At 61.8% G+C, this 12869-nt stretch carries 15 protein-coding genes; 5 read left to right on the top strand and 10 right to left on the bottom strand.

What is annotated here, in order from left to right; translation table 11 throughout:
* Nucleotides 1–30: 30 nt before the first annotated feature.
* The 4 genes from JQ635_RS22945 to JQ635_RS22930 all read right to left on the bottom strand — a co-directional run bounded on the left by JQ635_RS22945 (nt 31) and on the right by JQ635_RS22930 (nt 2160).
* The gene (locus JQ635_RS22945) at nt 31–669 is read right to left on the bottom strand and encodes a hypothetical protein (protein ID WP_211412045.1); all 639 of its coding nucleotides are present in this window, start codon (nt 667–669) and stop codon (nt 31–33) included.
* Nucleotides 670–775: 106 nt separating this feature from the next.
* The gene (locus JQ635_RS22940; RefSeq protein WP_211412044.1) at nt 776–1027 is read right to left on the bottom strand and encodes a hypothetical protein; all 252 of its coding nucleotides are present in this window, start codon (nt 1025–1027) and stop codon (nt 776–778) included.
* 343 nt (nt 1028–1370) lie between these two features.
* Complete coding sequence (locus JQ635_RS22935; RefSeq protein ID WP_211412043.1) at nt 1371–1631, bottom strand: hypothetical protein; 261 nt, start codon at nt 1629–1631, stop codon at nt 1371–1373.
* 145 nt (nt 1632–1776) lie between these two features.
* Nucleotides 1777–2160 carry a RidA family protein gene (locus JQ635_RS22930; protein WP_211412042.1) on the bottom strand — a complete coding sequence of 128 codons (384 nt, stop codon included), beginning with the start codon at nt 2158–2160 and terminating at the stop codon, nt 1777–1779.
* Nucleotides 2161–2646: 486 nt separating this feature from the next.
* Here JQ635_RS22930 and JQ635_RS22925 point away from each other — a divergent pair, with 486 nt between their 5' ends.
* A complete protein-coding gene (locus tag JQ635_RS22925) occupies nt 2647–3081 on the top strand; it encodes a hypothetical protein (protein ID WP_211412040.1) in 435 nt (144 codons plus the stop codon).
* Between the two features lie 145 nt (nt 3082–3226).
* Here the strand turns inward: JQ635_RS22925 and JQ635_RS22920 are convergent, their stop codons facing one another.
* Nucleotides 3227–3922: a glutathione S-transferase family protein gene (locus tag JQ635_RS22920; protein ID WP_211412037.1), complete on the bottom strand. Its 696-nt coding sequence runs from the start codon at nt 3920–3922 to the stop codon at nt 3227–3229.
* A 209-nt stretch (nt 3923–4131) separates the two neighbouring features.
* Between JQ635_RS22920 and JQ635_RS22915 the strand changes: the two genes are divergently transcribed.
* On the top strand, nt 4132–4356 hold the full coding sequence (locus JQ635_RS22915; protein WP_211412035.1) for a DUF6429 family protein: 225 nt from the start codon (nt 4132–4134) through the stop codon (nt 4354–4356).
* 145 nt (nt 4357–4501) lie between these two features.
* On the opposite strand, the gene JQ635_RS22910 is transcribed toward JQ635_RS22915, so the two are convergent.
* Nucleotides 4502–5152: a glutathione S-transferase family protein gene (locus tag JQ635_RS22910; protein WP_211412033.1), complete on the bottom strand. Its 651-nt coding sequence runs from the start codon at nt 5150–5152 to the stop codon at nt 4502–4504.
* Between the two features lie 261 nt (nt 5153–5413).
* On the opposite strand from JQ635_RS22910, the gene JQ635_RS22905 reads away from it, so the two are divergent.
* Nucleotides 5414–5851: a VOC family protein gene (locus tag JQ635_RS22905; RefSeq protein WP_211412032.1), complete on the top strand. Its 438-nt coding sequence runs from the start codon at nt 5414–5416 to the stop codon at nt 5849–5851.
* Nucleotides 5852–6035: 184 nt separating this feature from the next.
* Here the strand turns inward: JQ635_RS22905 and JQ635_RS22900 are convergent, their stop codons facing one another.
* The gene (locus JQ635_RS22900) at nt 6036–6548 is read right to left on the bottom strand and encodes a mismatch-specific DNA-glycosylase (protein WP_211412031.1); all 513 of its coding nucleotides are present in this window, start codon (nt 6546–6548) and stop codon (nt 6036–6038) included.
* A gap of 206 nt (nt 6549–6754) precedes the next feature.
* On the opposite strand from JQ635_RS22900, the gene JQ635_RS22895 reads away from it, so the two are divergent.
* Both JQ635_RS22895 and JQ635_RS22890 read left to right on the top strand, forming a co-directional pair.
* On the top strand, nt 6755–8626 hold the full coding sequence (locus JQ635_RS22895; RefSeq protein ID WP_211412029.1) for an SIR2 family protein: 1872 nt from the start codon (nt 6755–6757) through the stop codon (nt 8624–8626).
* Between the two features lie 35 nt (nt 8627–8661).
* On the top strand, nt 8662–9186 hold the full coding sequence (locus JQ635_RS22890) for a hypothetical protein (RefSeq protein ID WP_211412028.1): 525 nt from the start codon (nt 8662–8664) through the stop codon (nt 9184–9186).
* Between the two features lie 64 nt (nt 9187–9250).
* Here JQ635_RS22890 and thiC read toward each other — a convergent pair whose 3' ends face one another.
* The 3 genes from thiC to JQ635_RS22875 form a co-directional block, all read right to left on the bottom strand.
* A complete protein-coding gene (gene thiC, locus JQ635_RS22885) occupies nt 9251–11149 on the bottom strand; it encodes a phosphomethylpyrimidine synthase ThiC (RefSeq protein WP_211412026.1) in 1899 nt (632 codons plus the stop codon).
* 234 nt (nt 11150–11383) lie between these two features.
* A complete protein-coding gene (locus tag JQ635_RS22880; RefSeq protein WP_211412024.1) occupies nt 11384–11992 on the bottom strand; it encodes a thiamine phosphate synthase in 609 nt (202 codons plus the stop codon).
* Nucleotides 11979–12761: a thiazole synthase gene (locus JQ635_RS22875; protein WP_211412022.1), complete on the bottom strand. Its 783-nt coding sequence runs from the start codon at nt 12759–12761 to the stop codon at nt 11979–11981. The genes JQ635_RS22880 and JQ635_RS22875 overlap by 14 nt, the downstream gene beginning before the upstream one ends.
* Between the last annotated feature and the right edge of the window lie 108 nt (nt 12762–12869).

Raw genomic sequence — 12869 nt, 5'->3', positions numbered from 1 at the left:
GGCTACGGAAGCTCGGCGGGAAGCCTCATCTCAGCTCTTACTCACACAGCTCGGATAGGGCGCGGCTTCGCCTGGCACGATCGGGCAGAGGGCGATCGGGTTGAGATCGTTCAGGCGCGCCTGCCAGCGTTCGTCCCTGACCGGCGGTTCGTCGGTCTCCGGGCCGCGCTCGGCCCATTGGATGGTGTAGTAATCGGTAGCCCCCTTCAGCGTGATCAGCAGCGCGGTCTCGCTGTGCCGGGTCGGGCCGCTGTCGATGCGGCCGCAGCCGATCACGGCGGCGAAAGCCTCGAAGCGGCCGAATGTCATGGCGCCGAGCGGCTGCGCGGCAAAGCTGTCGGGGCAGGCCGATTTGAAGCCGCCGGCGATGGTGCCCGCGAAGCTTTCCGGCGATGCATCCGGCGTCAGCGTCATGCCCTTCTCGCCGGTGACCGTGATCATCTGCGTCCACTGCTCGGGCGTCTCGCCCTTGACGACGGCTTCGCGGATGTAGTGGCCGCCTTTGGTGTTCTCGAACACCACCGCGAAATTCGACGGCATCGCGAAGCTGACGAGCTGGCCGAAGATGGGCGAGATCACGCGGAAGGATTGCGGCGCCTGCGCAGGCGCCGCGGAGACGAGCGCGAGCGACAAGGCGAAGACGGCTGCCGTCGTGGTGAGCGTGCGCATCGATTGATCCCGCCAGGACTGGATAGAAACGCTGGATGGAAACGCGAACGGGCAAGGATGCTAGCAGCGCATCCTTGCCCGGCCCTTGTCGTCCGCCGATCGAATCTTACCAGGTGCAGTGGCCGCCCTTCAGCGCATGGTCCTTCAGCGCGAGCGCGTCGAGGAAGGTCGGCACGGTCTGGCTGGCGCGGTGATAGCCGGCCGGCCACGGCGTGGTCGGGATGCTCTCGTCCCAGATCTGGCAGTAGCCGGTGTCCTGCCAGCGGATCAGGTGATAGCTGGCTTCGGCAGGGCTGGCGGCGACGAAGGCAGTGACGGCAAGACCCGCAGCAGCGCACAGCATGGAAAGACGACGCATTGATCAGCTCCTCAAATGAAAGATGTGATGCGCCTCCCGACAATGATGGGGAGGGTGGCGCGGGGCGCTTTTTGGCCTGCGCCCCGGACAAGATGTGAGTAGTTCCGCGCGCTGACGAGGTTCAAAGCGCAGGCGCTGGAAATGCGCGCTTTCGGCTGAAAAAGAGGGCTGTCCGCCAAAAAGAGGAAGGGCGGGCCGCTTCGTGCGACCCGCCCTTTTGAATCCGATCTGTCGCCTCAAGCCTAAAGCGCGATGAGATTTCGATGAATCGTCATCGCGCTTTAGGTTGTCGTTTGCGCATGATCCTTCCGGAAAACCGCTTCGCACTTTTCCGGATCATGCTTTAGAGCGTGCAGCGGCGCTCGGCGCGCATCTTGATCTGCAGGTCGGAAGCGGCCGTGAAGGTCGGGACCGGCTTGCTGACGACCTTGTAGGTCGACACGCCCCACTGGAACGGCTTGTACTTCAGGTCCTCGTTCCAGACCTGGCAGATGCCGGTGTTGTCCCAGCGGATCACGTAATAGCTCGGCGCTGCGGATGCGGGCACGGCGAAGACGGAACTAGCGATGCCGGCAACGGCACAGAGGGCGAGAACGCGACGCATGAAATATCTCCTTGTGGGGAAGTGTGACGCAAAAATTCGTGCGGTAAAAGCCGGCCCTTGGCAAGCCGGGGAGGTGCTGTTTCACGGACATGTCAGGCGTTGCAGGGCACTTGGTTTGGCCGCGTGCCCGGCAAGCCACACGTGCTCACTTCGCAAGCGACGCGACCGCCTCGATTTCGATCAGCATCTTCGGATCGGGCAGCGCATGCACCACGCATGTGGTGCGCGCGGGGTAGGGCGGCGGGCCGAAGGCGCCGGCATAGAGCGCGTTCATGGCGGCAACGTCCGAGGCGCGGGTCAAGAGCACGTTGACCTTGGCGAGGTCGCGGAAGGTGGCCCCGGCCTCGTCCAGCACGCGCCTGATGTTGACGACGACATTGGCGAACTGCGCCTCGAAGCCGTCGGGCAGCGCGCCATGGGCGTCGAAGCCGGGAATGCCCGAGACGAACAGGAGGTCGCCGACGCGCGTCGCAAAGGACAGCGGCGGCGCCTTGACGTGCGGCGGGGCCGCGAAATGCTGGATCGGCATGGCATCACCTCGTGGGCGTGTCGGAAGCAGGAGCGTAGCGGGATGCGGGGGAGTTGCAATCGGGTTGCAGAGGGGCAAAGACAAAAAATGCGAAAACAACCCCATGCACAGTAGGGACCGGATGGAAATCATTGGTCTTTTTTGAATTCTGGAAAAGAGAAATATTCGATTGCGGCGTCGGGCAAAACAGGGGCAGAATGGCATGATGCGGTTGGCCTGTGCTGCGGCAACAAACTCCGCCGTCATGCCCCGCGAAGGCGGGGCATCCAGTACGCCGCGGCTTCTCGGTTCAATCATGACCGTTTCTGGAATACTGGATCGCCCGCCCCTGTGCGCAATTGCGCACTAGGCGGGCGATGACGGCCGAATGGGCTGCCGAACCTGGCACCTCGCGGCAGCCCATCATGTTGCCGCCGCGATCGATCGGATAGATTGACCGCGTCTGATTCGTTTCCCTCCCTAAAAAATAGCCCCCGGAGACACTCCATGAAGATCGCATCCACCTTCCGCGCCGCGCTGGTCGCCATTGCCGCGCTTGCCGGCCTCTCGACCTCGGCGCTGGCCGACGGCGGCACCGTGGTGCTGACGATCTACAAGGCGGGCTGGATCATCGGCGGCTCGGGCGGGAGCGGCGTGCTGAACTTCCGCGGCCGCTCCTACGCGCTCTCGACCGGCGGGCTCGACTACGGCCTCGTGTTCGGCGGCTCCAAGACCGTGCTGCGCGGCCGCGTCTCCAACATCAACCGCCCCTCCGACGTCGCCGGCGTCTATGGCGCGGCCGGTGCGGGCCTTGCGGTCGGCGCCGGTGCGCGCGCCATCGTGCTCACCAACCAGAAGGGCGCGGTGCTGGAGCTCTCCGGCACGCAGGTCGGCCTGATGGCGAATGCGGATCTCAGCGGTCTCGCTATCACGATGCGATAGAAGACAGTGCCGTAGGGTGGGTTAGCCTCGCGGATGCGCGCAGCGCATCTGCGGGGGCGTAACCCACCGCTTCTGCCGCCGCGGAAAGAGAAGAGGTGGGTTACGCTGCGGGACTGCGCTTTGCGCAGCCCGGAGCTAACCCACCCTACGATCCACTCACCATCGCATGAATCCGCTCGCAATGCGCGACGAGATTTGCGTGCGCATCGACGAAGGCCTTCAGCGGCGTCGGGATCGGAAAATAATAGATGTTGGCGACGAAACCGTAGATGCCGGCATCGACGCTGGTCGGCGCAGCGCCATGCACGAAGCCCGCGGCCGGCACGATCTCGGCCAGCACCTGCAGATCGGCCAGGCCCCGCACGTAAGCCTGCTCGGGCGTGTAGCGGCCGATGCCCTGGTAATGATAGCGCTGCGCGTTGTACGCCTTCGCCTTCTCGAACCCTTCGGCGCTGACCTGCGGATGCTGCGCGATGAAACCGTCGCGGAACGCCGGATAGAAGCGCTCGTCCTTCCAGCGCGAATACGACATCACCCAGTAGAGATCATCCAGCATGCGCGTGACGAAATGATTGGTGCGGCGCTGCTCCTCCGATAGCGCCGCATCGATGGTCAGGCGATATTTGCTGGTCGCATGCGCGATGATGGTCTCGCTGTCGCCGATGGTCTCGCCGTCGTCGACGATATAGGGCAACTGCCCGCGCGGCGCGGCGGAGGCATCGAAGATGTGCTCGTGCACGAACGGCACGCCCGCGAGCTTGAGGAAGGCGCAGACCTTGAGGCCGTAGCCGTTGTTGTCAGCGACGCCGAAGAGTTGTGGGTAGGAATAGAGGGTCAGCATGGGCGGGCTCCTCTGGGGGTGGCGGAGGTAGAATGCAGAGGTGCGGCGACGGGCGCAATGGTGTCCCGTAGCCCGCATGAGCGGAAGCGACATGCGGGTCAACTGCGGACCCGGATATCGCTTGCGCTCATCCGGGCTACACAGGGAGCCATTGCAGATTGCTGATTGCCCAATAGGATGGCCTCAGCATCGCTTTGTAGGAGACCAGGATGGCCATCAACAAGGACAAGATCGACGATGCGGCGCTGGCCCTGCTCTATCTGACCCTGCACGACGGCGATCGGGCATGGAAGGGCTTCGACTGGGACGTGCTTGGCCGGCTGCATGACAAGGAGATGATTTACGATCCCGTCGGCAAGGTGAAATCGGTGATGTTCACCCCCGAAGGGCTCGAGCGCGCAAAGATGCTGTTCAAGGAATTGTTCGAGGAATGACGTCGTACCTCGTAGGGTGGGTTAGCCCCGGACTGTGCGAAGCGCAGTCCCTTGGCGTAACCCACCACGTCTGCCGCCGCGGCGACAGAAGCGGTGGGTTACGACGAGCGGACTGCGCTTCGCGCATCCGCACGTCTAACCCACCCTACGAACGCGATGCCGCGTTGAACACCGCCAGTTGCGCATCGAACGCGCGCCGGAACGCCGGCCGCGCTTCGCCGCGGGCGACATAGGCGGCGAGGGCAGGGTATTCGTCCAGCAGACCCGACGTGTTCAGCCGGCGCAGCACCGTCACCATCATGAGATCGCCGGCGCTGAACGCGCCGTCGAGCCAGTCGGCACCACTGATGTGGCGCGACAGTTCGCCGAGCCTGATACGGACGCGATCCTGCAGGACCGGTTGCCGCTCCGCGTACCAGCTCCTGTCGCGCTCGAACAGCATCGCCATGCCGAGCTCGACGATCGGCGGCTCCAGCGTGTTCAGCGCGGCGAACATCCACGCGATCGCGCGGCTCCGCGCGTTGGCATCGGTGGGCAGCAGCCCGGCGTGACGCTCGGCGATGTGGAGCACGATCGCGCCGGACTCGAACAGGGCGAGATCGCCGTCCTCATAGGTCGGAATCTGCCCGAACGGATGCAGCGCCAGATGCGCCGGCTGCTTCATCGCCGCGAACGACACGAGGCGGACGTCATAGGGCTGGCCGACCTCTTCAAGCGCCCAGCGGACACGCATGTCACGCGCCTGCCCGCGGCCGCGGTCGGGGGAGTTTTCGAAGGCGGTGATGGTGGGAGGCATTGGGGGGCTCCGGGGTGATTGTGTGCTGTGTCCAGAGGACGAGTCGCAGGGGCTGTTTCCGACAGGCTAACGCGTTTTCGGGCCCGTAGCCCGCATGAGCGATAGCGATATGCGGGGCAGCTGCCGGTCCCGGATGTCGCTGTCGCTCATCCGGGCTACAAGAAAATCCGATCCTCACTGTCGGAACGCCGCTTCTCGCCACGTCCTTGGGACACCGGCGCGCGGCTGTGCGCCGCGCCCGAGCCGAAAGGAGCCCCATTCATGACCTCGATCACGCCGTTTCTCTGGTTCGACAACAACGTCCCCGAGGCCGTCGCGTTCTACAAATCGGTGTTTCCCGACGCAAAAGTCGAGACCGTCAGCGACTTCATGGCGGTGTTCGAGCTCGAGGGCCAGCGCTTCCATGCGCTCAATGGCGGCCCGCAATACCGTTTCAACGAGGCGGTGTCGTTCTTCATCAGCGTCGAGACGCAAGGCGAGGTCGACTATTTCTGGAAAGCGCTCACCGCCGACGGCGGCGAGGAATCGAGGTGCGGCTGGCTCAAGGACAAGTTTGGCCTCTCCTGGCAGGTGATCCCGACGGTGCTCGGCCGCTATCTCGGGGACCCCGACCGCACCAAAGCGAACCGCGTGATGCAGGCGATGATGGGGATGCGGAAGATCGTGATCGCGGAGCTGGACAAGGCGTATGCGGGGTGAGGGGGACGGTGCCCCACCCACGGTGTCGTCCCGGCGAAGGCCGGGACCCATACCCCCAGGGAGAAGTTTGGCGATGACTCGTCGTTCGGTACTGCGGCCGCCCGCAACCGATAAATCACGCGGTATGGGTCCCGGCCTTCGCCGGGACGACAGCGGAGCGTGAGGCGCTATTGTCGGCTGACCCCTATGAATTAATCCACCTAGCCAACTCCCGCCAAGGCTCCAGCGTCCAACTCCCCGACGCCGCACCGGACGGCGAGGGCAGCACAAAAATCTCCGGCCAGCTTCCATCGCGCGCCTGCCGCCCCAGCGAAATCGCACTCGACGGTCTGCCGTAAAACAAGCTCGCCGCCTTCTTGCTCGTGAACGCAATCGTCCGCGGCCGGTACTTTTCCATCTTCGCCCTGAACCCGGGCACGTCGATCGTCTCCGCCGCGATCTGGTGATCCATCCCGGCGCCCGTCTTGGAGAGATCGGTGAAGCCGATCCCGAGCTCGATCAGCGCTGCGAACTCGCCCGGCTGATAACGCCGCGGCGTGATCCCGGCCTCATGGATCGCGCGCCAGAAGCGGTTGCCGGGATGGGCGTAGTAGTGTCCGAGCTCCGCCGAGCGCGTCGAGGCGGCGGTGCCGACGAAGACGAGACCGAGGTTGGGGCGGAGCTGGTCGGGGAGGCGGTGGAGGGCGGGGGTAGGCAATTCATTCCTCAGATTAATGGGCCACCCTAGATCGTATGGGCCACCCTAGATCGTTTGCATCGCAAGATGCGCGCATGTTCAGTCGAGGGCGAGCGCTTAGGATGAAGGATTGCAGCGCTTCTGTTGCTACGCCAGTATACCTTCCGTTGAATATGTGTACTCTGCGCTTGTACCGAAGGCTACCAGCAACCCGGAAGGTGCTTATCGTGGCGATTCCAGCGAACTTGCTAGGCGATTTGCGCGAGACCCTATTGGCGGGGCGCTACTCGCTTTTCCTAGGTGCCGGCGTAAACGTCGGTGGGAAACTGAGCTCAGGAAAGGATCTACCCCTAGGGGATCAACTGCGGCAACAGTTAGTCGCATTGAAAGGGTTGAAGTCAAATTCGTCTCTGGCTCGAGCATATGGTCAGCTTACGCAGCCAGAAAAGGATCAATATCTCACCGACGCATTCTCGAATTGTACTCCGAGCCCCGCTCTTTTAAAGCTGCCTCACTTCTTTTGGCATCGCGTTTATACCTTGAACATCGATGATGCGCTAGAAGCTTCCTATAAGGTGAAATCCTCGTTGCAAACTGCGGATCCAAGAGGTCGTTTGGCTCCATACGTCGAGGCGAGCGATATCACGTGCTTGCAAATTGCGCACATACATGGGTGGTCGCAACGCCCCGAAGATGGCTATATCTTCTCCTTAGCGGAATATGCTGGATCGATGGGGCCAGGCAATCCGTGGGTCAATGTCTTAGCACACACCTTAGCAACTGAACCTTTCGTTATTGCCGGAACGAGCCTCGAAGAGCCAGACTTGGAATACTTCCTATCGGGAAGGTCCGTCCATTCTGTTCGCACGGATCGCGGGCCTTCGTTCCTGATAGAGCCCTTTCCAGATGCGGCAACTGAGAAGGAATGTGCGCGCCACGGGCTTGTACTTTACAGCGGGACGTTCGACGAATTCTTATCTGAGCTATTGACCAATTTTCCGGATCGGCCTCTTCCAATTAGTGCACCTTCTGGATTGTCAAAGGATCATTTTGCAACAAATCCAAAAACAAAAGACCTCGCACTCTTTTCTCGCGATTTCTCATTTGTTGTCGCTCACCAAGTCCAGGAAAATGCCGACCTGGGTTTCTTGGTTGGACGAGCACCATCTTTAGAAGATATCGCGCTTGGTCGTGACATACCGCGCAAGTCGACACTTGCTCTTAAGAGCGAAATTCGGAGGCGGATGTCCGGCAAGAGTTGGGACGTCAACTTCCTGCTGATCGATGAGAATGCTGGCACCGGAAAAAGCACAGTCCTCCGACGTGCCCTGTTCGATCTTGCAGCCGAAGGTTTCTCGATCTTTGACTATCGGTCAATTTCTACGCCCGACATCGATCTATGCGCGAAGATATTCAATTTGCTCAAGGGACCTTTCATTATATCTTGTGACGACTTTGCTGACCATGTTCCGGCGATCGTCGAGCTGTACAAAAACATAAATCGAAACGACTTTCTCATTCTGGGGTGCGAGCGTGCCTATCGAATGAATTATGTTCTCCAGACGTTAGCGGGAAATGCGCGGGCCACGTTTACGCTTTCTGCGTTTAATGTTGAAGAAGCAAAGCTACTCGCGCAAAAATTGGACGACGTTGGGTTGGCAAGCATACCGGCCAAGTATATCGACATGCACGCTCAGGACGTTTCCCACGATCCAATAGCGCTCGCCGTTTGCCGAATATTAAACAACTTTAGGTCCGCGGAAGATATCATTAGATCGCTGTTGAAGGATGCCGATTCGGCCCGGATACAGCGCTATCTCGCGAGTGCAGTGGCGAGCTATTGTTATCGAGCTGGCCTCCGTTATGATATTCTGTCGAGTGCTTTCGATCCTGTCGATCTGCAGCGACAATTCAGTTCGCGCGATATGCTGCCGTTAGCATACTCTAATGAGGGGCAGCGGGACTATGTCGTGCCGCTAAATCCTATATTGGGCGAGCAGGTGCTGCGGAGGGTGCAAGAGTTGGATCCCTCGCTTGTCTTTGATGTCTATTGCGCTGTTGGCTCGTACTTGTCTTCTTATGTAATCGTGAAGCGCTAAGGAAGCGTACGCCTGAGGCTCGAATCGCAGGCCGCTTGTTTGACTATGACGACGTCGTTCGCGAGTTCATCCCGAGTCGTTCCGAGGAATTCTATCTCAGAATGAAAAGATTTTGGGATTGGAATTCACGCTACTGGGAGCAGCTGGCTCTACTGAAATTGGATCGATATCTGACCTATTCAAAAGTGGCTGATCTGAATCAGGCTGTTTCTCACGCCAGACATGCGATCAGTATTGAGCGGCATCCACTCGGCCTCACCACGCTTGGGAGAATTCTACTTGAGCAAATGAAGCAGGAGGCTAAGTTCGAGCGGCCGTTTGCAGAGGCATTCGATTTTCTTGATGAAGCGATCAAATTAGAGGGGAATCGAAACCGGATCACAATCCACCCATATACGACGATGTTCAATGGTGTGATGGCATACGTTCAGCGGGGCGGGAATCTAACCGGTCGGCAAATCGAGCGTCTCAAGGTCCACCAAGAATTTGCTGAGAAGCAATTCTATTACGATTCTGGCTTTCTAATTTTGATCAACGGGACCCGAAAACTTACGGGGTAGGCGCGATTGCTTCAGAGCCGAGCCGTCCTCTCGGCTCTGAAGTGCGTTGGGTTTCGGATGATGCTCACAACACCCGATTACTCTCCTTCACCTTCTCCGCATCAAGATAAACGCTGCTCCCCATCTCCTTGAACTTCGCGCTCATCCTGGCCATGCCGTCCTCGGCGGTACCGCTGATCGACATCCCCACGCTGTTCGGATCGTTCAGCGTCGCCGCATAATCCCGCACGTCCTGCGTGATCTTCATCGAGCAGAACTTTGGGCCGCACATCGAGCAGAAATGGGCGACCTTGTGGGCTTCCTTCGGCAGGGTCTCGTCGTGGAAGCTCTTTGCCGTATCCGGATCGAGGCCGAGGTTGAACTGGTCGGTCCAGCGGAATTCGAACCGCGCGCGGGAGAGGGCGTCGTCGCGCAGCTGGGCTGCGGGGTGGCCCTTGGCGAGATCGGACGCGTGGGCGGCGATCTTGTAGGTGATGACGCCGGTCTTGACGTCGTTGCGATCGGGCAGGCCGAGATGCTCCTTCGGCGTGACGTAGCAGAGCATGGCGCAGCCGAACCAGCCGATCATGGCAGCGCCAATGCCTGAGGTGATGTGGTCATAGCCCGGCGCGATGTCGGTGGTCAGCGGTCCAAGCGTGTAGAACGGCGCCTCGCCGCACTCCTTGAGCTGCTTGTCCATGTTGATCTTGATCTTGTGCATCGGCACATGACCGGGGCCCTCGATCATGACCTGGCAGCCCTTGTCCCACGCGATCTTCGTGAGCTCGCCGAGCGTTTCGAGCTCGGCAAACTGCGCGCGGTCGTTGGCATCCGCAATCGAGCCGGGACGCAGGCCGTCGCCGAGCGAGAACGAGACGTCATACTTGCGCATGAGGTCGCAGATCTCGTCGAAATGCGTGTAGAGGAAGCTCTCCTTGTGGTGCGCCAGGCACCACTTCGCCATGATCGAGCCGCCGCGCGAGACGATGCCGGTGACGCGGTTGGCGGTGAGGTGGATGTATTGCAGGCGCACGCCGGCGTGAATGGTGAAATAGTCGACGCCCTGCTCGCACTGCTCGATCAGCGTGTCCTTGTAGAGCTCCCAGGTGAGCGCCACCGGATCGCCGTTGCACTTCTCCAGCGCCTGGTAGATTGGCACGGTGCCGATCGGCACCGGCGAGTTGCGCAGAATCCATTCGCGGGTGGTATGGATGTTGCGGCCCGTCGAGAGGTCCATCACGGTGTCGGCGCCCCAGCGGATCGCCCACACCATCTTCTCGACCTCTTCCTCGACCGACGACGTCACCGCCGAGTTGCCGATATTGGCGTTGATCTTGGTCAGGAAGTTGCGGCCGATGATCATCGGCTCGAGCTCGCTGTGGTTGATGTTGGAGGGGATGATGGCGCGGCCGCGCGCGATCTCGTCGCGCACGAATTCCGGTGTGATGAAGGCGGGGACGGACGCGCCGAAGCTTTCGCCGTCGGCGAGGGCGGCTTCAGCGCGCTCGAGCTGCTGCTTGCGGCCGAGATTTTCGCGCGCGGCGACGTAGATCATCTCCTTGGTGACGATGCCGGCGCGGGCGAATTCGAGCTGTGTGATCTTGTGGCCGTCGAGGCCGCGCAGCGGCTTGTGATAGGCGGAGAAGGCGCGCGCGGCCTTGTCGGTGGAGACGCTGCCATTGTCCTCCGGCTTGATCTGCCGGCCCTCATACTCCTCGACGCCGCCGCGCTCCAGCACCCATTGCTTGCGGTTGCGGGCAAGGCCGGCGTTGACGTCGATGGTGACGGACGGATCGGTGTAGGGGCCCGAGGTGTCGTAGACCGGCAGGTTCGGCTCGCCGGCGCCTTCGGAGAGGATGATCTCGCGCAAGGGCACGCGCAGGTCCGGTGCGGCGTCGGGCGATGCAAAGATCTTGCGCGAGGAGGGCAGCGGGCCGGTGGTGACGGCAGGGACGGTCTTGTCGGGGTTGGAGCGGATGTTCATGGGATCCTCCGTTAAATTCGTATGTGTGCTGTTGCTCTCGTCATCTCCGCGCGAGCGCGAAGCGCTCGTCGCTGAAGGTGCGCGCCGTGCGGTGCAGTGCACCGCAGGGCGAGCCTCGAAGGATGAAAGAGCCGGGCCGTCGCCCTTCGAGGGCCGCTGAAGAAGCGGCCACCTCTAGCGACAACGGCTGCGCCGTTGCGCGGGGGTGACGGAATGAACAGGGATGGACATGCATCATGCCGCCTCCTTTGACTCGCCGAGCCACTGCCGCACCCGTGCATCCGGGTCGGCGTTCTGGGTGACGTCGCTGACGACGGCGATGGAATCCGCGCCGGCGGCAAAGATCTCCGCGGCGTGCTCGAACTTGATGCCGCCGATCGCGACCAGCGGGATGGTGCCGATGCGCTTCTTCCATTCCGTGATCTTCGGGATGCCCTGCGGTTCGAAGCGCATCGATTTGAGCGTGGTGAAGAAGATCGGGCCGAGCGCGACGTAATCGGGCTTTGCCGCAAGCGCGGTGGCAAGCTCGGCGTCGTCATGGGTGGAGATGCCGAACAGAAGGCCGGCCTCGCGGATGGCTTTGAGGTCGGCATCCGCCAGATCCTCCTGGCCGAGATGCAGGTACTTTGCGCCGGCGACGATCGCCGCGCGCCAATAGTCGTTCACGACGAGCTTGGCCTGCGTGCCCTCGGTGATCGCCAGCGCGTCGGTGACGATCTGCAGGGCCTGCGCGTCGTCGAGGTCTTTCGTGCGCAGCTGGACGGTGCCGACGCCGAGCTTGGTCAGTCGCTCGACCCATTTGAGGCTGTCGACGACGGGATAGAAACGATCAGGATACGGCATGCCAGAACGGGGTCCCAACGACAGGGGTGGAGGGGGAGGCGAAGTCGCGGGCGTTCATCAGCCCGGCCTCGTAAGCGGTGCGGCCGGCATCACAGCCGAGACGGAAGGCGTTCGCCATGGCGACGGGATCGGCGGCCTTGGCAATGGCGGTGTTGAGCAGCACGGCGTCATAGCCGAGCTCGAGCGCCTGCGCGGCGTGCGAGGGCGCACCGATGCCGGCGTCGACCACCAGCGTGATGTCGGGCAGGCGCTCGCGCAGCAGTTTGAGCGCATCGCGGTTGGTGATGCCTTTCGCGCTGCCGATGGGAGCGGCCCACGGCATCACCACCTTGCAGCCGGCATCGACCAGGCGGTTCGCGACCGAGAGATCCTCGGTGCAATAGGGGAACACCTCAAAGCCGTCCTTGATCAGGATGGTGGCGGCTTCGACGAGGCCGACGACGTCGGGCTGCAGCGTGTCGTTGTCGGCGATGACTTCCAGCTTGATCCAGCTTGTGTTGAACAGCTCGCGCGCGAGCTTTGCCGTGGTCACCGCTTCGCGCACGGTGCGGCAGCCGGCGGTGTTCGGTAGCACGGTCACGTCGAGCTCGCGGATCAGCTTCCAGAACGCGTCCCCGGTCTTGCCGCCGGCGGATTCGCGGCGCAGCGACACCGTGACAATGTTCGAGCCGGAGGCGCGGATCGCCTCCTGCATGATCGCGGGCGAAGGATAGAGCGCGCTGCCGATGAGGAGGCGCGAGGCGAAGGACTTGCCGTAGAAGGTCACCATGTGGGAGGTGTCTCCTTAAACACAACTGTCGTCCCGGCGAAGGCCGGGACCCATACCGCGTGATTTCGCGTGGGGCACGCAGGGAGAGATCGTCAGTCCCAACGAAGG

This window comes from Bradyrhizobium iriomotense (assembly GCF_018130765.1).
Lineage (GTDB): Bacteria > Pseudomonadota > Alphaproteobacteria > Rhizobiales > Xanthobacteraceae > Bradyrhizobium > Bradyrhizobium iriomotense_A.
Note: the sequence above shows the minus strand (reverse complement) of the source record. Positions and strands in the feature narration are given on the sequence as shown.